At 64.2% G+C, this 17,872-nt stretch carries 20 protein-coding genes; 4 read left to right on the top strand and 16 right to left on the bottom strand.

The genetic code is table 11. From position 1 onward, the window contains the following. Positions 1-56: 56 nt before the first annotated feature. Both DMP07_RS00720 and DMP07_RS00715 read left to right on the top strand, forming a co-directional pair. The gene (locus DMP07_RS00720; protein WP_123197251.1) at positions 57-1,151 is read left to right on the top strand and encodes a glycosyltransferase family 2 protein; all 1,095 of its coding nucleotides are present in this window, start codon (positions 57-59) and stop codon (positions 1,149-1,151) included. 105 nt (positions 1,152-1,256) lie between these two features. Next, positions 1,257-2,342 (top strand): glycosyltransferase, encoded by a 1,086-nt coding sequence (locus DMP07_RS00715; RefSeq protein ID WP_161956988.1) that lies wholly within the window; start codon positions 1,257-1,259, stop codon positions 2,340-2,342. 290 nt (positions 2,343-2,632) lie between these two features. Here DMP07_RS00715 and glf read toward each other — a convergent pair whose 3' ends face one another. The 5 genes from glf to DMP07_RS00690 form a co-directional block, all read right to left on the bottom strand. Beyond that, positions 2,633-3,754, bottom strand: coding sequence for a UDP-galactopyranose mutase (gene glf, locus DMP07_RS00710; protein WP_123197249.1), 1,122 nt, complete (start codon positions 3,752-3,754; stop codon positions 2,633-2,635). Positions 3,755-3,976: 222 nt separating this feature from the next. Then, on the bottom strand, positions 3,977-4,459 hold the full coding sequence (locus DMP07_RS00705; protein WP_123197248.1) for a universal stress protein: 483 nt from the start codon (positions 4,457-4,459) through the stop codon (positions 3,977-3,979). Positions 4,460-4,590: 131 nt separating this feature from the next. Beyond that, on the bottom strand, positions 4,591-5,292 hold the full coding sequence (locus DMP07_RS00700) for an ABC-2 transporter permease (RefSeq protein ID WP_123197247.1): 702 nt from the start codon (positions 5,290-5,292) through the stop codon (positions 4,591-4,593). After that, positions 5,289-6,185, bottom strand: coding sequence for an ABC transporter ATP-binding protein (locus DMP07_RS00695; protein ID WP_123197246.1), 897 nt, complete (start codon positions 6,183-6,185; stop codon positions 5,289-5,291). The genes DMP07_RS00700 and DMP07_RS00695 overlap by 4 nt, the downstream gene beginning before the upstream one ends. A 30-nt stretch (positions 6,186-6,215) precedes the next feature. Further along, on the bottom strand, positions 6,216-6,590 hold the full coding sequence (locus tag DMP07_RS00690; protein WP_123197245.1) for a GntR family transcriptional regulator: 375 nt from the start codon (positions 6,588-6,590) through the stop codon (positions 6,216-6,218). A gap of 351 nt (positions 6,591-6,941) precedes the next feature. On the opposite strand from DMP07_RS00690, the gene DMP07_RS00685 reads away from it, so the two are divergent. Beyond that, on the top strand, positions 6,942-7,310 hold the full coding sequence (locus DMP07_RS00685) for an MGMT family protein (RefSeq protein WP_123197244.1): 369 nt from the start codon (positions 6,942-6,944) through the stop codon (positions 7,308-7,310). Between the two features lie 216 nt (positions 7,311-7,526). Here DMP07_RS00685 and rnhA read toward each other — a convergent pair whose 3' ends face one another. The 3 genes from rnhA to DMP07_RS00665 form a co-directional block, all read right to left on the bottom strand. Continuing rightward, complete coding sequence (gene rnhA, locus DMP07_RS00680; RefSeq protein WP_123197243.1) at positions 7,527-8,021, bottom strand: ribonuclease HI; 495 nt, start codon at positions 8,019-8,021, stop codon at positions 7,527-7,529. Between the two features lie 467 nt (positions 8,022-8,488). Continuing rightward, positions 8,489-9,007: a zinc ribbon domain-containing protein gene (locus DMP07_RS00670; protein ID WP_123197242.1), complete on the bottom strand. Its 519-nt coding sequence runs from the start codon at positions 9,005-9,007 to the stop codon at positions 8,489-8,491. 130 nt (positions 9,008-9,137) lie between these two features. Then, a complete protein-coding gene (locus tag DMP07_RS00665; RefSeq protein ID WP_123197241.1) occupies positions 9,138-9,815 on the bottom strand; it encodes a hypothetical protein in 678 nt (225 codons plus the stop codon). A 221-nt stretch (positions 9,816-10,036) separates the two neighbouring features. Here DMP07_RS00665 and DMP07_RS00660 point away from each other — a divergent pair, with 221 nt between their 5' ends. Continuing rightward, positions 10,037-10,798, top strand: coding sequence for an AIM24 family protein (locus tag DMP07_RS00660; RefSeq protein WP_123197240.1), 762 nt, complete (start codon positions 10,037-10,039; stop codon positions 10,796-10,798). Positions 10,799-11,016: 218 nt separating this feature from the next. Here the strand turns inward: DMP07_RS00660 and DMP07_RS00655 are convergent, their stop codons facing one another. The 8 genes from DMP07_RS00655 to phnG form a co-directional block, all read right to left on the bottom strand. Further along, the gene (locus tag DMP07_RS00655; RefSeq protein WP_123197239.1) at positions 11,017-11,871 is read right to left on the bottom strand and encodes a PHP domain-containing protein; all 855 of its coding nucleotides are present in this window, start codon (positions 11,869-11,871) and stop codon (positions 11,017-11,019) included. Further along, on the bottom strand, positions 11,868-12,569 hold the full coding sequence (locus tag DMP07_RS00650) for a phosphonate C-P lyase system protein PhnL (protein ID WP_123197238.1): 702 nt from the start codon (positions 12,567-12,569) through the stop codon (positions 11,868-11,870). The genes DMP07_RS00655 and DMP07_RS00650 overlap by 4 nt, the downstream gene beginning before the upstream one ends. Then, entirely contained in the window at positions 12,570-13,919 is a 1,350-nt protein-coding gene (locus tag DMP07_RS00645) for an alpha-D-ribose 1-methylphosphonate 5-triphosphate diphosphatase (protein WP_123197237.1), read from the bottom strand. A 61-nt stretch (positions 13,920-13,980) separates the two neighbouring features. Beyond that, complete coding sequence (locus DMP07_RS00640; RefSeq protein WP_244594795.1) at positions 13,981-14,859, bottom strand: ATP-binding cassette domain-containing protein; 879 nt, start codon at positions 14,857-14,859, stop codon at positions 13,981-13,983. A 2-nt stretch (positions 14,860-14,861) separates the two neighbouring features. After that, complete coding sequence (locus DMP07_RS00635; protein WP_123197236.1) at positions 14,862-15,725, bottom strand: alpha-D-ribose 1-methylphosphonate 5-phosphate C-P-lyase PhnJ; 864 nt, start codon at positions 15,723-15,725, stop codon at positions 14,862-14,864. Next, positions 15,709-16,833: a carbon-phosphorus lyase complex subunit PhnI gene (locus DMP07_RS00630; protein WP_123197235.1), complete on the bottom strand. Its 1,125-nt coding sequence runs from the start codon at positions 16,831-16,833 to the stop codon at positions 15,709-15,711. The genes DMP07_RS00635 and DMP07_RS00630 overlap by 17 nt, the downstream gene beginning before the upstream one ends. Beyond that, positions 16,833-17,396 carry a phosphonate C-P lyase system protein PhnH gene (gene phnH, locus DMP07_RS00625; protein ID WP_280176177.1) on the bottom strand — a complete coding sequence of 188 codons (564 nt, stop codon included), beginning with the start codon at positions 17,394-17,396 and terminating at the stop codon, positions 16,833-16,835. The genes DMP07_RS00630 and phnH overlap by 1 nt, the downstream gene beginning before the upstream one ends. Before the next feature lie 26 nt (positions 17,397-17,422). Then, complete coding sequence (gene phnG / locus DMP07_RS00620) at positions 17,423-17,857, bottom strand: phosphonate C-P lyase system protein PhnG (protein WP_123197233.1); 435 nt, start codon at positions 17,855-17,857, stop codon at positions 17,423-17,425. Positions 17,858-17,872 lie beyond the last annotated feature (15 nt).

The raw sequence follows: 17,872 nt of genomic DNA, 5'->3' as shown, positions 1-17,872 counted from the left end.
GTCCGTTCCGAACACGCATCGCGCGCCCGGCGCCTGATGAAGAACGGAGACCCAGCATGGCATCGAACGCCGCCACCGAAACGACCCGGCCGATCATTTCCGTCCTCATACCCATCTACAACGTGGAGAAATACCTGCGCCAGTGCCTCGATTCGCTTCGCGAACAGAGCTTTTCCGACTTCGAGGCGATCTGCCTCAACGACGGCTCGACCGATGCGTCTTCGACGATCGCGCACGAATACGCCGCGGCCGATCCCCGTTTCCGCGTGGTCGACAAAGCCAATTCCGGCTACGGCGCCACGATGAACGTCGGCCTCGACGAAGCACGGGGCACATACGTCGCCGTGCTCGAATCGGATGACTTCTTCTATCCCGATGCGCTCGACTCGCTGCACCGTGCGGCCGTCGAATACGACGCCCAGGCGGTCAAGGGCAACTTCACGTTCTACTGGACCGAAGGCGATCGCGACGAGCTGCACCGTATGGTCGAGCCCGACATGTGCGGCCGTGTCGTGGACACGCGCGAGGACATGCGCATCTTCTACCAGAAGCCCTCCATCTGGAGCGGCCTGTACCGCCGCGACTTCCTCGCCGAAAACGACATTCGCTTCCTCGAAACGCCCGGCGCCTCGTATCAGGACACTTCGTTCGCCTTCAAGGTCTGGGCGAGCGCCGAACGCGCCGCTTTCCTGGAAAGCCCCCTTGTCCATTACCGCCAAGACAACGAGGCGTCGTCGGTCAATTCCAAAGGCAAGGTCTTCTGCGTATGCGAGGAGTACGCGGAAATCAACCGATGGCTCGACGCCCGCGCCGACGCGCGTCACGAACGCTCCCTGCGTTTCATGGCCCAGGTATCGCAATACAACGCCTACCTTTGGAACCTCGACCGCCTCGCGCCCGAGTTCAAGATGGAATTCATCGAGCGCATGGGGCGCGAATTCAAGGCCTACGAGAAGACGGGCGCGCTCGATTGGAGCGAATGGAACGGCTGGCGCACGCTCAACCTGCGCACGATCATGGACGACCCTGAGAAATACCTGCGCGTCCGTGCCCGCTCGAACGACAGCGGCACCGCTGCCAAAGCCCTGTTCGCGCTGCGCCTGGGCGGCCCGAAGGCGCTCGCCCAGGCGATTGCGGGACGCTCGAAATAACATCGCACGCAATAAAAGATACGCCGCGCGCATCTGCAAGCAACGACGAAAGCGGGCATCGGGAAGGCCCAAGGCCGCCTTGCCGCCCGCGCGCTGGGAGGCCCCGTGAAGATATCCGTCATCGTTCCCGTCTACAAAGCCGAAAAACACCTGGGCGCCACGCTCGACTCGCTGCTCGGGCAAACGCACGGCGACCTTGAAATCATCTGCGTGAACGACGGATCGCCCGACCGCTGCGGCGAAATTCTGCGGGAATACGCATCCCGCGACGAGCGCATCGTCATGATCGAGCAGGCCAATCAGGGCGTCTCCGTCGCGCGCAATACGGGCATCGCGCGCGCCACGGGCGATATCGTCATGTTCGTCGACGCCGACGACACCCTGGTCGTTCACGCATGCGCCCGCGTGAACGAGATCTTCGAAACGCAATCGCCCGAAGCGCTCACATTCGGCATCGAGTGCAATCCGCCCGAAGCCGCGCCCGCAAGCCTGCGACGCGAGCTTTCCCCCTCGGATACCGTCTACGAGGGCTTCGAGCCCGCCCTGCTGTTCAAAGAGCATGCCCGCCCCTACGCCTGCCGCACGGCGCTTTCCCGTTCGTTCGTCCAACGCGAAGGCATCGGGTTCGAACCCGGCCTTGCGCTCGCCGAAGACCAGGTGTTCTACTTCGCCGTCTACCCCTTCTCGAAGCGCACCGTGCTCTCCTCCGAGAAGCTCTATATCTATCGCATGAACGACGAGTCTGTGACCCACGAGTCAACCGACGGCCGTCGCGCGATGCTTGTGAAACTCGACCGTCACCTGACGGCCATCGAGGCGATCTGCCGCATCTGGAACGAGCGCGGCATGCGCGATTTCTGCGCGGGCGAACTGCTGGAATGGTGTCTTGATTTCACGATGCTCGACATAAGCAGGCTTCCTGCCGCCGACCAACGGGCATGCTATGCGCGCCTCATGGCCTCGCTCGACGGCCACTTCAGCGCGCCGAGCGAGGCTTTCGCCGTACGTCGACCGACGAAAGCCTGCCTGGCCGACATCCGTGCCGCCCTTGCGACGGAAAGCGCGACGTCCGAAACGACGAATGCGGACGGCGTGGTCTCTTCCCTGCATAAGGCGCGCTACTACCTCATGCGCCGCGGCTTCGCCCGCTGCGCCGAACGCGCGCTCATGAAAATCGGCCTTGTGAAATAGCGCCCACGTCCAGGTCTCGACCTCCGTGTCGAGCCGGCCGCATCTTCCCTTCAAGACCCCGCCGCAGACTTCGTGCGCCCGAGCCCATGCTGCAATGCGGCGATGCTGGCGCTCCCTCGTGCCTGGCGGCGAAGCACCGTTTCGATCGGAGGCGGTCGTCGAGCAAACCCGCCCCCTAACGCGAAGGACCCCTACGGCAGGAGCAGTTCGTTGCCTGTCCGGCCATAGGGGTCCTTGTAAAAACGGCAGACGGTTCACGTCGCCGTGCGGGGTCTTCGTTCGAACCGATCTTACAGCTCGACGCCCAACTCGGCCTTCACCAGGTCGAACGCGGCGGCGATGCACTTGTCCATGTCGTAATACTTGTATCCGCCCAAGCGGCCCGCGAACACCACGGAGCCTTCCTGCTCGGCCAGTTCCTTGTACTGGGCGTACAGCGCCTCGTTCTTGGCATCGTTGAGCGGGTAATACGGCTCGTCGCCCGGCTTCCAATCGGCGGGATACTCGCGCGTGACCACCGTCTTGGGCTGCGTGCCGTACTCGAAGTGCTTGTGTTCGATGATGCGCGTCCACGGCACCTCGCGCTCGGTGTAGTTCACCACGGCCACGCCCTGATGGTTCTCTTCGTCGAGCGTCTCGCTCTCGAAACGCAGGGAGCGGTACTCGAGCGTGCCGAGCTTGAAATCGTAGAACGCGTCCACCGGGCCGCAGTAGATGGTGCGCTCGGCGATATCGGGCTGCTCGGCGATCAGATCGCGGTATTCCACGCCCAGACGCACTTCCACGCCTTCGAGCATGCGCTCGACCATCTTGGTATAGCCGCCCATCGGAATGCCCTGGTAGCGGTCGTTGAAGTAGTTGTTGTCATAGGTGAAACGGCACGGAAGGCGCTTGATGATCGACGCGGGCAGGTCTTTGCAATCGCGGCCCCACTGCTTTTCGGTGTAACCCTTCACGAGCGCCTCGAAGATATCGCGGCCCACCAAAGACAACGCCTGCTCTTCGAGGTTCGACGGCTCGCCGATGCCTTCGGCTGCGATCTGCTCTGCGATCTTGGCCTTGGCCTGGGCAGGAGTCACCACGCCGTCCCATATCTTCGAGAAGGTGTTCATGTTGAACGGCATGTTGTACGTCTTGCCCTTATAAAGCGCCACGGGCGAATTCACGTAATTATTGAACTCGGCGAAGCGGTTCACGTACTGCCAGACGTTCGTCAGCGAGGTATGGAAGATATGCGCGCCGTAGACATGCACGTTGATGCCTTCGACCTCTTCGGTGTAGATATTGCCGGCAACATGGTTGCGACGGTCGATGACCAGGCACTTCTTTCCAAGCTTGGCGGCCTCGTGGGCGAACACGGCGCCCGTCAGGCCCGCGCCGACGATCAGATAGTCATAGCGAGAATCAGACATGTTGCTCCATTCGTAAGATTTCGAGAGGCGCAAAGCGCCTTGCTCTTCATTCCAGACGTTTTTATTATCGCAAAAAGGCGCATGCCGCGGCGGACGAGCACTTAAAAAACGCGCTTCGACGCCCCACGGCGGGCCGAAACGCCCGAAGGGCCCGCCTCATGCGAGACGGGCCCTTCTTCAGTATCGTACATGCAGCTGTCGCACCGCATGGCGTACGCCGAACTACTTCACCGTGAGCACTGGAGCGTCCGCCCCGTGCAGCACGCCGTAGCTCACGCTGCCAAGCATGCCGCGCAACGCGCCCAGGCCGCGACGGCCCATGACGATCAGGTCGATGTCGTTTTTCTTCGCGTAATACACGATCGCGTCGGCGGCGGAAGGATCGGCCACCACGTCGATAACCGCGGCGTCGCCCATTTCGGCCACCACGTCGGCCAGGCCTTCGGCAACCTTCGCCTTCGCACGCGCGAGAGCCTTGTCGACCAGGCCCTGGTACGCTTCGCGGTCGACCAGGCCCAGCGGCACGCCGTCGAGAGAGCCACCGTCGTCGAGGTCTTTGGAATCGATCATATCGGAAGGCATGATATGCACGATGAACACGCGTGCGTCGGCACCTGCCATGGCGGCGAGGCCCTTAGCGTAATCGAGCGCGCGGCGGGCATGCTCGGACCCGTCGTAGGGAACCATGATCTTCGAAAGCTTCATTTCGGGCTCCTTTCCCTTGTCATGCCTCGATTATAGGCGTCCGCGCTTCGGCCGAGAACAGACCGGGGAAACATGGCTTCAAAGGCCAACGCCACGCCGCCGTGCGTATCCCGGCATGAACACCGCACGCATCAGAGTTCCTTGTTGCGATACATCGCGACCGCCGCGGCGCAGCTGGCCGCATAGACCGCAAGCGCCGCAGCCATGAACACGACCGTCGCCAGCACTACGTTTCGATCGAGCCACAAAGAAGCCTCCGAAAGCATCCTGGCAAGATCGGGCACCTGCTGCATAAGGAAGATGAACGCGGGAAGAAGCAAAATCGCGACCACGGGAACGATGCGAATCGACTTGGTCATCCCGAAACGCAGGGCGAACGGAAGGATGAACGAAGCGGCCAGCAGCGTGACGCCCATGCCCATCGCGCCCGCGCACAAAAGCATCGCCGGATCGGACGCCTCGCGCGAAAACGACGCGACCGCTTGCGCATCGAAGGGCAGCAAGGAGGCCGCCGCTGCCAGAGCGAGCGCGATCACCCACCCCACGACCAGCATGAAGAAGCTCGCTGCCAGGATATTGGCATAGCGGCTCGCTACGATCGCCGCGCGCGACACGGGCAACGTGGCGCGAAAACGCTCCCAGCCGTTCACGCCGTCGAGCGCGCAGAACGTGAACACCATCATGAACGGCGTCATGGCGCCGAGGCATGCGACCAGCGCGACAGGGCTTTGCATCGACACGCCGATGACCAGCGCAACCACGACGTAGATGACGGCCGACTGGGCAAGGACGCTTTTCGACGTGATGAACTCGGAAAGGAAGGCGGCCTTCATCGGATTTCTCCTTTCAAGACAAGCTGCATGTAATCGTCGATTGTCGCCTTGTCGCAGGCGATATCGGGAAACTGGCGCGCGAAATCGAACCGGTCGGGCACCAACACGTCGATGCCGTACGCATGGCGGGCGCAGCGCAGCTCGCGATCGGCGTACGCGCCGCTTCGCGCCACCCGGTCGAACTCGGCCGCCCGGCATCGCGCGATGCCCGCCACGTCGCAGATCGCGTCCTTGTCTTCGTCGAACACGATGCGGCCTTCGTCGATACAGACCACGCGGTCGGCGATTTTATCGAGGTCGGACGTGATATGGCTCGACATCAGAATCGAACGGCGCTCGTCGGCGGCCAGATACGCGCGCAGCATATCGAGCACCTCGTCGCGAGCGATGGGATCGAGGCCCGCCGTGGCCTCGTCCAAAACGAGCAGGTCGGGATCGTGAGAAAGCGCACACGCGATCTGCAGCTTCATGCCCATGCCGCGCGAAAGGCTTTTCACCTTCTTCCTCGCGCCGATGCCGAACCGCTGCAGATGCGTCTTGAACGCATCGGGGCGCCACGACGGATACGCCGCCGCCATGACCGCCCCGACCGTCGCAACCGACAGATCGCCCGCGTACGGACATGTGTCGAACACGACGCCGATACGCTCTTTCACCCGATTGCACACGGCGGCATCGGCTTGAGGGCCGAACGCTTCGCCGAACACTTCGACCGCGCCCGAATCGACGCGCATCAAGCCGAGAACGGCCCTGATCGTGGTGGTCTTTCCCGCGCCGTTGGCGCCGACGAATCCGACCACGCTGCCCTGCGGCACGACCAAAGAAACGTCGCGCAGAGAAAAATCGTCGCCGTAGCGTTTATTCAGCCCTACAGCGCGAAGAGAATCGGCCATGACAGCCCCTTTCGGTAGAATGCAGCCGGCCTACATGCCGTCGAACAGCATGTCGAGCATCTCGTGCAGTTCGCTCTTTTCTACGCCGACCGAACGCGCTTCGCGAACGGCCTGGTCGATCAAGCCTTCCACATGGCGCAGGCGCTCTTCGCGCAGCAGCTCCTGATTGCCGCCCGCCACGAAACTGCCTTTGCCCGGCACGGTTTCGATGAAGCCCTGCGCTTCGAGCTCGGCATAGGCGCGCTTGGTCGTGATGACGCTGATACGCAAGTCGGCCGCCAAAGCCCTGATGGAAGGAAGAGCGGCGCCTTCTTCGAGCGCGCCCGAAAGAACGGCGTCTTTCATCTGCTCCGCGATCTGCTCATAGATCGGCTTGTTGCTTGCATTCGATATGACGATATCCAAGAAAACCCCTTATCCCGCCCGCGATGCGCATCGCGGGCGTTGGCGAAATATGGAGCGCCGCGGCCGTCGCCGCCGCACTCCATCGCCGCCCGGCGGCGGCCCGGCCGAACGCCTTCGAACCGAACCGCAAAACGATGCCGCAACAAGCGCCGAAGCATCGAAACGGGCGTCGTTCTTGCCGAGCGCCCCCGGCAAGAACGGTCCGCGCGTGCGTCGTACGCGGACCAAGTGTATATACGCTACATATACAGTATATACACGCTATATACAGTTGACAAGGACGCTTCGAAAAAAGCAAGCAGGCCTTCGCTGCGCTACACTTCGCAGCGAAGATCGACGAAAGAAGGATTCATGGGAGATTTCTCCGCCAAGGTTTTCGAACAGGTGCGCCGCATCCCACGCGGCAAGGTGTCGACATACGGCCAGATAGCGCGACTCATCGGTAGCCCGCGATCGGCGCGCTACGTCGGCTGGGCGCTCAGAAACAACAGCGAGCCCGTCAAGACCCCCTGCCATCGCGTCGTATTCAAAGACGGCAGGCTCGCGCAAGGATACGCGTTCGGCGGCGAGGATAAGCAGCGCTGTCTGCTTGCCGGCGAAGGCGTGACGTTCGCCGACGAAACCCACGTCGACATGGAGGCGTGCCTTTGGGACCCCGAGCGCGACGAGCAGGGGCGCCCTGCCGATATCGATTGGGAGCGGGAAATGGCCGACGAGTGAAAGCGCCATGGCGCAGCACGGAAATGCGCCATCGGCACATCGGACCACGCTCGCAACGCCCCATAGCGCATCGCCGAAAGAGAAAAAGCGGGCGGGAGCCCGCCCCGAAGGAGGGGTTCCCGCCCGCTTCCGTGCGCCGGCGCGGTCGTGCCGCGTCATGCGGCCGAGGGCGCCGGCGCATTCCGAACGGCGGCTGAATTACAACGTGAACAGGCGTTATTGGAAAAGACCGCCCGTCTGCTCGAAGCCTTCGTCCACCAAAAGCGGGCCGTTGTCGGCCGATTCGGTGGCCAGCTCGTCGCAGCGCTCGTTCTCGGGATGCCCCGCGTGGCCCTTCACCCAGTGAAACGTCACGCGATGCGGCTCTTTCGCCGCCAGAAGGCGCTTCCACAAATCGGTGTTTTTCACCGGCTCCTTCTTCGCGCTTTTCCAGCCGCGCTTCAACCATCCGTCGACCCAATGCTGGTTGAACGCATCCACCACGTACTTCGAATCGGAATACAGGTCTATTTCGCACGGCCGGCGCAGGCTCTCGAGCGCCGCGATCACGCCGAGGAGCTCCATGCGATTGTTCGTCGTGCGGCGGAAGCCCTGCGTGAGCTCTTTGACATGCAGCTTGCCCGCAGGGTCGACGTAATGCATGACTGCGCCGTATCCGCCGGGACCGGGATTTCCGCGAGCCGCCCCGTCGGTATAGATCGTCACGCGCATTCGTCCGTTCCTTTCGCCTCGCCCGTCTTCGTTTCAAGCGCTCTATGGTAGCACAGCGCAAAGCAAGACCCCGTCAAACCCTTGATGCCGCCGATGCATGCCTCAACGAGCCTGTTCTTTTAAGCTCACAGACACCGTCATCCTCGTCAATATGGGCGGATTACAAACCGACGACGAGTTCCGCGTCCTTGACGTTGAAGACGAAGTCATCGGGGGGCCTTTATGCCGTAGGCAACGCCCAAGAAGGCCGCTTCCTCGTCGCCTACCCCCTTCCATGCCCTGGAATCAGCCACGGCATGGCGATGACACATGGCATGCTTGTAGGCGAAGCCCTCGCAAAACTCTAGCAACCGCTCCAACGATTCGCGACCCCTCCTCGCCCGGGGCAGGCATCGATTCCTGTCCCGGGTTTTTCGCGCGAAAAAAAACGGGCGCGGCGCCGTGAAGCGCTCGCGCCCGGTAAAACGCTACTGCTGCTGCGCAGGCTCGTCGTGCGCGGCGGGCGCAGGAACGGGAACCTCATAGCTTTGCGCGGACGAAGCGGTCGCGTTGCCAGCGGAATCGACCGCAGGCGCCGCCTGGTCCTCGGCGCGCTGGGCGGCCTGCACGGGAGCGAGCTGCGTGCCGCACACGTGGCAGAAACGCGCGCCCTGCGACAATGTGGCTCCGCACGACGGGCACGAATACGTCACCGACGCGGCTCTGGAGGCCTCGGTCTTGCGCGCGATGCTTTCGATTTCGGCCTTGATCTGCGCGATTTCGCTATCGCACGACTTCATGGCCGCCACGATGTCCTCGCAGCCTTCGGGAAGCCCCGCGTCGGAAGAAACGGCCTCGTAAAGTTTTTCGCCGAGGTCTCCCGCCAAGTCGCGGCGCTTGCGCTCGACCTCGCCGAGCCTGAACTTGAGGCTCGTCGCGTCGGCGAAGCGGCCGGCGCCTTCGACGCCCTTGTTCAGAGCGCCGCTGATGTTATCCCAGATTCCCATGGAAACCCCTTTCCTGCCGCGATCGACGCGGCGAATGCGCCATCATGCCGCCATTATCGCAAAGCGCGGCGCGCCGGCGCGGCATCCGTTGCCGAGCGGAAACGCGCGCCGCGCGCACGGATACGGCCCGTTAATCCTGCCTGCGGCCCGACTCCCAGGCCTTCTTTCCCACCATGAATTCGCGATACGCCTTGTAGACGGCGCTATGGGGAGAAACGGCGATCTCGTTTTCATAGCCGTCCTCGAAGCGCCGCTTGAAGCGCGCGGGCTCGCGAAACGCTGCGGCCGCCAGAGCGCAGCCGAGCGCGCAGCCCGCGACGCTCGAAACGGTGCGCGACACCACGACGATGAAGCTTTCCGCGCCGCCGCCCATCGCGGTGGCGAACATGCTGCACGCCGTGGAAAGAAGCAGGCCCGCGAACACCACGACGATGAACACGGAGAAACGCTGCATGCCCTTGGCAAGGCGCAGGATGCACTCGCCTGCCATGAGCACCACGACGACGCCCGACGCGACCACGTCCACGACCACGACGCCGGCGACGATGCCGTTCGCTTCCATGACCAGGCCCACGATCGCCACGACGAGCGTAAGAAGCGACGTGAACACGGGCACGCGCTTCAGCAGACGGGCGCCGTACGGCACATCCTCGGCCGCGCTTTCGCAATGGGTGGCCACGAGCCTGCCATGGGGATGGCGGAACGACCCCTTCTTCACCGTGCGACCGATGCCCGAAAGCTCGTCGCTTTTCACGATCGCCCACGAAATCACGCCCACGATGGCTACAACGCCGAATAGAATAGCCATTCCTACCTCTTATCTCTTTCTATATTCGAACAGGTCGTCGACGACGCGGACCCGGCGCATCGCCACGCGGCCGCGCGAGAGAGCCCGCCGCGCCGCGATGCGCCGGTCGAAAACGACGGCGCGACCCCTTATCTTAGCGATCTGCGTGATATGCTTCATCCGACAAAGAAACGCGTATCGAAACCGATACCGTTTCGCCGCAGCGGTTTGCGAGGAGAGCCATGTATCAGATCTCAAACTTCATCGACAACGACGACGTCAATGTGCTCACCGAATTCGGCGCTTTCAAGGTCATCGAATGGAAGCGCGACCTGAGCGTCACGGCGGGAACGGCCATCACGGCCTATTTCGCGAGCGAAATGAACGTGCGCAGGCGCCAGGTGCTCTGCGACCTCTCCCAGGCCCCCGTCACGGTGCAGGCGGGCGCCATGCAGTGGTCGGTCGGCCATGTGAACTGCACCACGGGCGTGAAAGGCGTCGGCGACCTGTTCGGCAAAGCCCTGCGCGGCGCCGTGACCAACGAGTCGGCCATCAAGCCCGAATACGAAGGCACGGGCATGCTGGTGCTCGAGCCCACGTTCCGCTACATCATCGTGCTCGACGTTGCCGATTGGGGCAATTCGATCGTACTCGACGACGGGCTGTTCCTCGCCTGCTATTCCAGCCTGCAGCATAAAGCCATCATGCGCAGCAACGTGTCCTCGGCGGTCGCGGGCAACGAAGGCCTGTTCAACCTGGGAATCCAGGGCTACGGCGCGCTGTGTCTGGAATCGCCCTGCCCCAAAGAAGAGCTCATTGAGATCACGCTCGACAACGACGAGCTGAAGGTGGACGGCAACATGGCGCTCGCCTGGAGCGGTTCTTTGAACTTCACCGTGGAACGTTCCGGCAAGTCGCTCGTCGGCTCGGCCGCCTCGGGCGAAGGCCTCGTGAACGTATACCGCGGCACGGGCAAGGTGCTGCTCGCCCCCACCACGTACTAAGAGCCGTACGGCCTGCGATTTCGCAGTGCAACGAAAAAGGGCTCGGATAAGCCGAGCCCTCGATGCCGGGCCCGGAATGGATCGCCATTCCGGGCCCGCGTGCGTTAAGGGGCGATCCGAAGCGCGAAAAACCGCGCGGCCGCGCCGCAAGCCCGGCCGAAACGGGCCGACGCCCGACGGACCCGCTTGCGGCCGAGCGCCTTCGAGAAGGCCGGACGTCAGCCCTCGATGCGGCGGCACCCCACATGCGGCGGCGCGCCGAACCGGCCGTGATAATCCGAGCCCGCCGAGCAGAACAGGCCGTGCGCTTCGGCGACGTCGCGCGCACGGCGCTCGTCGCAGGCGCCGTGGTCGGGATGGGCCGCCTCGATGCCCGAAAGCCCGGCCGAAACCAAATCGGGCACGATACCCCAGCTGTCGAGCTGGCCCGGGTGGGCCAGAACCGCGAAGCCGCCGTCGGCCACGATCGCCGAAACCGCGTTGCATGCATCCACGTACACGATGTCGCGCGCGCAGATGCCGTCGCCTTTGAACAGCGAGCGGTACAACGAAACGTAGGCGTCGCTGCCGTAGGGCGCATCGGTCAGCCCCGCCATGATGTGCTGCTTGTACAGCACGCCCGATACGGCGGCGAGCTTCTCTATAAGCGCCAAGTCGGGCGCGAATCCCGCCTCGATCAGGCGGTCGAGCTGCCAACGCGAATTCTCGTCGCGGCGGACGAGGGTCTGCGCGCACAGCGCCTCCACCGCTGGGCTTTCCTCGCGAAGACCCAGGCCGACGACGTGCACCTTGCGGCCGCGAGCCGCGTCGTAGGCGCTGATTTCCACCCCGCCGACCACCTGCACGCCTGCCCGCGCACCTGCGGCGGCCGCCTCGTCGAACCCACGCGTCGTATCGTGATTCGTCAATGCCACATGGGTCAAACCGCGCGCGGCCGCGTCGGCCGCAATCGCCGCGGCGGAATCGGACCCGTCCGAAACGGTCGAATGCACATGCAGGTCGGCGGAAAACGGGCACCCGGGCTCAAGGCCCGCGCGCTCCTCCAAAACATCCCTCAACGTAGGCGCGCTCATGCCATCATGCCTTTCTGCATGTTGAATTCCTTGTCGCACAGCCCCTCCATGAACTCGAGGTCGTGGAAGATGCCGAGCATCGTGGTTCCCTGCCCTTTCAGCTGCTCGATCAGCTCGCGGACCTTCAGCTTCGACGCGTTGTCGAGCGAAGCGGTGGGCTCGTCGAGCAGCAGCAGGCGGGGACGCTTGATCATGGCCGCCGCGATGTTGAGGCGCAGCTTCTCGCCGCCCGAGAACGTGCGCGGGAAAAGCTCCCAATGGTTCTCGTCGATGTTGAAGTGGCGCAGCATCGCCTCGGTCTGCTCGCGTGCATGCTCCGCCTCCTCGACGCCGAACGTCTCGAGCGCGCTTTTCAGCACAATGTCGTAGGCGCTTTGGCGCGGCAAGGCATCGAGGAACTGCGAGACGTAGCCGATTTCGTTCTTCCTGAGATACAAGACCCTACGCTCGTCGCACGTGCACAGGTCGATCGTCCCGAACGCCGCCGAATCGTAGACGATGCTTCCCGATTCGGGCAGGTTGGTGCGATAGATGCAGCGCAAGATCGTGGATTTGCCCGACCCGCTGCGCCCCGTGATGCCGACGAATTCGCCCGGCATGATGTCGAAGGAGATATGGGAGCATCCCGTGACCGTGCGCCCCACGTTGTGCAAGACGAACGACTTCGAAAGGTCCTGGATGGAAAGAAGGGGGCGCATCTAATCCTCCTTCGTCTCGCCCGCGGCAACAGGCGCTTTCACGCCGTAGCCGAACGGCTGACTGGGATAATGCGTACGATACACCGAATGGCCGCCGACGAAGGCGCGCGTCACCACGGGGATCACGCCGCCTTCGCCGCATCCGATGCGGCGCACGACCAAGATGTCGGCCTTCTTGCCGGGCTCGATCGAACCGATCGAGCCGTCCAGGCCCACGGCGCGGGCGGGATTGCACGTGACCAGGGCGAACGCATCGGCAAGATCGACGCCGCACTCCTCGTTCAGCAAGAACACGGCCGTCAGCATGGCGGCGGGATAGTAATCGGAGCACAAGACCTCGATGGCGTTTTCCATGATGGCCTCGCGCGCCGACAGATTGCCCGAATGGCTGCGGCCCATCATCACGTTCGGGGCGCCGGCGAGCGTCGCCATGCCGCGGCGGCGCGCTTCGAGGGCCGTTTCCATATCGATGGGGAATTCGCTTATGCGCGCGCCGAGCCTTTCCATCACGTCGAGCTTCTCGAGGCAGTCGTCGTCATGCGAAGCGATGCGGATGCCGCGCTCATGCGCCGAAGACGCCAGACGCTCGAGCTGCCAGAAATCCATCTTGTCGCTTTCCATGCGCGCCTTGGCCGCACGGGCAACCTGCTCGTCGCTCATGCCCTCGTCGTGGTAGCTCTTCACGGTTTCGGCATACACCAGAAGATCGCGGTACTGGCCTTGTCCGGGCGTATGGTCCATGAACGAGACCAGATCGACCTCGCCGCGGTCGATGTAGCCCGCGATCTCGTCGTAGCGGTCCACTGCATCAAGCTCGATGCGCAGATGCATGCGATGGCGGATCAGATGGTCGCGCTCCTCGCCCGCGCGCATCGCGGCGATCGACGACAGAAGCCTGCTCACGTTCTCGAAATGGCGGATCGGCTTGGGCTTGAATTCATCGTTGCCCATCACCGACAGGGAGTGGAAGATGGTCGTGATGCCGTGGCCGACCAGCTCGCGGTCGCACTTGTACAGCGAGGTGGGCAGGTCCATGACCACGCTCGGACGGGGGCTCGCGATGTTTTCGATATAGTCGGAATGGATGTCGATCATGCCAGGCGTCACATACGCGCCGCGAGCGTCCACCACGGGAAAGCCCGTGGCCACATCGACGTCGAACCCGGGCGTTCCCGTGTCGTCGGCTCCCGCGAAATACACGGGGCGCACCGTGGCCGACGCGTCGGAGGTGGGAACGACGGCCTCGATCGCGCCGTCGCGCACGATCACGTCGTGGTTCTCGAGCACGCGGTCGGGACACACCACGGCCCCGCCGCGAATGATCATGGAGCAGGTATCGGAAGAAACCATGAATCGTTTTCCTTTCGAAGCGATGAAGCGCGCCCGAAACGCCCCGGGCGCACTCCGAGCGTTAAATCAAGGAGTAGACGAGCTGCTGGGTATAGGGATGCTGCGGGTCTTCGAGGATCTGGTCGGTCAGGCCGCGCTCGACCACGCGGCCGTCGAGCATGACGAGCGTGCGGTCGGCGAGCATGCGGATCACGCCCAGGTCATGGCTGACCACCACCATGCCGACCCCGTAATCGCGCCTGATGCGCAAGATCAGATCGAGCACGCTCGCCTGCACCGACAGGTCGAGCCCCGTCGTCACCTCGTCGAGCAAAAGGATGGGCGGATTGTTCGAAAGCGCCTTGGCGATCTGCACGCGCTGCTGCATGCCGCCCGAGAACAGCGCCGGCGCGTCTTTGGCGCGCCGCGCCGGGATGTTCACCTCGCCGAGAAGCTCGTAGCCGCGCTCGCACATGGCGTCGACCCGCCGCTCCCCCGAAGCGATCATCTGCTCGGCGATGTTGGAAAGCGACGAGAAGTCCATGCGAAGCCCCAGGTAGGGGTTCTGATACACCATGCCGAACACGGTGTTGCGCACGCGGCGCTTATGCTGGGACGACAGATCCAAGATGTTGCCCGCGCCGCCGTCGAAAGGAAGCGCGCGCACGTCGCCTTCGCTTGCGTCCTGGTCGAAATAGATGCACTTCATCAGCGACGACTTGCCCGAACCCGACTCGCCCACGATGCCGACGATTTCGCCCGGGTATACGTCGAAGCTCACGTCGCGCACGGCGTGCACGGTCCCGCACACGGGGCAGACGTTGCGCTCGAGCGCCGCATCGGGCGCCATGCACGAAGGACATCCCGCGCCGAAGCGCAGCGACAGATGCGACACCGACAGGCAGGGGTCGCAGGAGTCCACGTCGGCCTCGACGCGTCGGGCCTGTTCCATATCCGTCATGGCTATTCCCCCTTCGTCTCATCGCCTGCGGCGGCGCGCTCGCGCCGCTTCGCGCAAAATGCCGTGTCGTTGCACTGGTGGACGGTTTCGCCCGTGGCCTCGTCGACGATCTCGTCGAGATAGACCCCCGAGGCCCCGCACAGCCGGCACGAAAGGCCGTCGAAATCCTCGACGCGAAACGGCCTGTCCTCGAAATCGAGCGGCGCCACGCGCGTGTGCGGCGGCACGGCGTAGATCTTCTTCTCGCGTCCGGCGCCGAAAAGCGTCAGATGCTCGCTGCCGTCGAGCTTGGTCGTGTCGAAACGCGGGATCGGAGAAGGCGCCATCACATAGCGCCCGTTCACCAGGCACGGATGGTCGGCGCCCGTCGAGCCTTCGCCGAAGCGGACGATGCGGTCGAACAGCCCGAGCCAAGCCCCCGTGTAATCGGCCTCGGCATGCAGGGCGCGCGTCTTCGCCTCGCTCGGCTCGAAGGAGCGCAGCGGCTCGGGCGTGGGAACCTGTAAGACGAGCACCTGGTCGCTGCGCAGCGGCTCTTCGGGAATGCGGTGGCGCGACTGGATGATCGTCGCCGCGGCGGTATCTTCGACCGTCTCGACGTCGGTGGTGGCGCACACGAGCTTTTTGATGTTGACCGCGTTGACGCTCTCGTCGCATCCCTGGTCGATCACCTTGAGCACGTCGTCGGCGCCGATGATCGCAAGCGTCACCTGCAATCCGCCCGTGCCCCACCCGCGCCCGATCGGCATCTCGCGCGAAGCGAAGGGCACCTGATAGCCGGGAACCGATATTCCCTTAACGATCGCGCGGCGTATCTCGCGCTTGGAGGCCTCGTCGAAGAAGGCGAAATTATACAGACGCTGCATGGGCCTGCCTTTCCCTGGCGGTGCGCACCGTGTCGAGCTTCGATTGGAACGTCACGTAATGCGGAAGTTTCAGATGCGAGATGAAGCCCTGGGCCTCGACCCCGTCGACGTGGTACAAGACGAACTCTTCGTCTTGGGTGGGATAGCGCGGGTCGCCCAGCTCGAGGCAGTGGTCGAGCACGCTCATGGCAACGGCCTTCGTTTCGGTGTCGCCCATCACGAGCCCGTAGCCGATATCGAACGAAAGCCCCGCGCCCGACGCGTCGGCCGCGTCGGATTCCACCTCGAACACGCTTTCCACCTCGCAGACGCGCATGTCGCCCAGATAGAAGGCGTCGAGCGGATCGGCGTCGTCCGAGGCGTCGGCGGCGACGCAGAGCTCCACCGTGCCGCTGCGCAGCTCGCCGACGGTGGGATGGGCGGGGCCGTAGCCGCGGATCGCGGCGTAGCCGAATGCCTCGACCGCCTGGGTCATGCCGCGCGCGAGCGTCTGAAGGCGCGCCGAGCGCACGCACGGGAACTCGAGCGACGCCATGGTCACGTCGGCGGGCGGCGTGTCGTCGTTTTCGCACGAGGGGATCAGCCCCTGGTCGCGCAGGTAGTCGAGCACCTTCGGCAGATGTCCGTCGAAGCGGGCGTCGTCGGGCGCCTCGGCGAAATGCTTTCGCAGGCGCGCCGCCGCGTCGCGCACGTCGCCGTCGGTTTCGTCCGCCAGGGAGAAATCGATGAGGCGATGGCTGTAATCGCGGGTGGCGCCGAGCACCTGGCCGCCCGGCACGTCCTTGAACGCCGCCGAGATACGGCGTTTCACCTGCATGTCTTCCATATCCACCACGCAGGTCTCGCTGGTTCGCTCGAGCGTCGAGCGAAACGCGCGCAGCAGAAACACCGCCTCTTCCACCGACCCGCGCGCCTGCTTGAACGCAAGCGCGGCCAGGCGCGGCGCATACAGCGAGCTTTCGCCCATGACCTGGTCGATCGCATCGGGAAAGCACGCCTGCACCCGGTCGAGCGCGACGCTTGCGCCCGAAGAGGCGCGCTCGAGTTCGAACAGGCGCAGGCTCTCTTCGATCGCACGGCCGCCGCCGCGGACGGCAACGTATCCCATCAGCGGCCCCCTTCCATGCGCGTCACAGACGAGCTGCGCGGCACCGCCGCGAGACGGCCCTCGCCGTCCACGAGGATCATCTCGATGCCCAGGGGATACTCGTCGCATCGCCCTTCGCGCACGCGCTCCCATTCGTCCGAATCGGTCCAGAACCTGTTGACGTCTCGCACGCCCGGGCCCTGCACCTCGAAGCCCGCAAGGCCCTCGTCGGGCGTCGCAGACACGCGGCCGCATTCGACGAACACCGTCGCGCCCTTCTCGGGAGAAACGAGCGTCCCCGCGCTCGCCTCGCCGACGCCCGCCTCGCAAGCGGACGCGGCGGCGGGAACCACCACGAACAGGGCCTCCGACTGCGAAGCGCGGCGCGCCTTGGTCTCGACGGCGATGCGTTCGGCAAGCGCGTCGTCGCAGCAGTAAAACGTCACGGCCTGGTCCACGAACAAGCGCACCAGGGTCATCAGCGGATCGCGCGCGCCGGCCGCGTCGACGGCGTCGTCGCGCAGCTCGGCTATCGTGCCCGGCTGAGCGAACGCGTTCATGACCGTTCGAAACGCCCGCTGCATCCGGTGGATTTCGACATCGTTGGAAATCAAAGCTCATCCTCCATCGTTGAAAAATCGACCTTCGTCGCCGCGACGGCCCGCCGCTCGAAAGAAGCCGCCGCCTCGATCGCCTGCGCCTGCTCGGCCAGCATCCTGTCGTACGCATCCGTGTCGAAGCGTCCTTCGGGGGCGGCATAGGCGGCGTCGACCACCGCGAGCGCATAGGCGGCTTCGCGGTCGGAGCCGAGTACCATGCCCTTCCCCGAAACGCCCTCCACGCTGACGCGGCAGGTGGTCATGAGCGCCTCGCCCAGGTAGAACAGGCTGCGCCGCGCCGACTCGCGCACCTTCACCATGACCAGCTCCTCGCGAGGAGCTTCGACGATGTCGACATGCGCCGCCGCCTCGATATCGGCCGCGATGCGCCGCGCCAGGCCGGGATCGCCCTTCACGAGGATGCGCGTCCTTTCCCGTCGTCTCATGCGTCGTCTTCCTTT

The sequence above is a fragment of the Slackia faecicanis genome (assembly GCF_003725295.1).
Taxonomy (GTDB): domain Bacteria; phylum Actinomycetota; class Coriobacteriia; order Coriobacteriales; family Eggerthellaceae; genus Slackia; species Slackia faecicanis.
The sequence above is the reverse complement of the archived record's forward strand: the minus strand, read 5'-3'. Positions and strand labels throughout refer to the sequence as shown.

Coding starts and splice junctions, on each gene's coding strand:
- DMP07_RS00720 (WP_123197251.1), top strand. CDS start 57: ATGGCATCGAACGCCGCCACCGAAACGACCCGGCCGATCATTTCCGTC.
- glf (WP_123197249.1), bottom strand. CDS start 3,754: ATGTCTGATTCTCGCTATGACTATCTGATCGTCGGCGCGGGCCTGACG.
- DMP07_RS00705 (WP_123197248.1), bottom strand. CDS start 4,459: ATGAAGCTTTCGAAGATCATGGTTCCCTACGACGGGTCCGAGCATGCC.
- DMP07_RS00700 (WP_123197247.1), bottom strand. CDS start 5,292: ATGAAGGCCGCCTTCCTTTCCGAGTTCATCACGTCGAAAAGCGTCCTT.
- DMP07_RS00695 (WP_123197246.1), bottom strand. CDS start 6,185: ATGGCCGATTCTCTTCGCGCTGTAGGGCTGAATAAACGCTACGGCGAC.
- DMP07_RS00685 (WP_123197244.1), top strand. CDS start 6,942: ATGGGAGATTTCTCCGCCAAGGTTTTCGAACAGGTGCGCCGCATCCCA.
- rnhA (WP_123197243.1), bottom strand. CDS start 8,021: ATGCGCGTGACGATCTATACCGACGGGGCGGCTCGCGGAAATCCCGGT.
- DMP07_RS00670 (WP_123197242.1), bottom strand. CDS start 9,007: ATGGGAATCTGGGATAACATCAGCGGCGCTCTGAACAAGGGCGTCGAA.
- DMP07_RS00665 (WP_123197241.1), bottom strand. CDS start 9,815: ATGGCTATTCTATTCGGCGTTGTAGCCATCGTGGGCGTGATTTCGTGG.
- DMP07_RS00660 (WP_123197240.1), top strand. CDS start 10,037: ATGTATCAGATCTCAAACTTCATCGACAACGACGACGTCAATGTGCTC.
- DMP07_RS00655 (WP_123197239.1), bottom strand. CDS start 11,871: ATGAGCGCGCCTACGTTGAGGGATGTTTTGGAGGAGCGCGCGGGCCTT.
- DMP07_RS00650 (WP_123197238.1), bottom strand. CDS start 12,569: ATGCGCCCCCTTCTTTCCATCCAGGACCTTTCGAAGTCGTTCGTCTTG.
- DMP07_RS00645 (WP_123197237.1), bottom strand. CDS start 13,919: ATGGTTTCTTCCGATACCTGCTCCATGATCATTCGCGGCGGGGCCGTG.
- DMP07_RS00640 (WP_244594795.1), bottom strand. CDS start 14,859: ATGACGGATATGGAACAGGCCCGACGCGTCGAGGCCGACGTGGACTCC.
- DMP07_RS00635 (WP_123197236.1), bottom strand. CDS start 15,725: ATGCAGCGTCTGTATAATTTCGCCTTCTTCGACGAGGCCTCCAAGCGC.
- DMP07_RS00630 (WP_123197235.1), bottom strand. CDS start 16,833: ATGGGATACGTTGCCGTCCGCGGCGGCGGCCGTGCGATCGAAGAGAGC.
- phnH (WP_280176177.1), bottom strand. CDS start 17,396: ATGCAGCGGGCGTTTCGAACGGTCATGAACGCGTTCGCTCAGCCGGGC.
- phnG (WP_123197233.1), bottom strand. CDS start 17,857: ATGAGACGACGGGAAAGGACGCGCATCCTCGTGAAGGGCGATCCCGGC.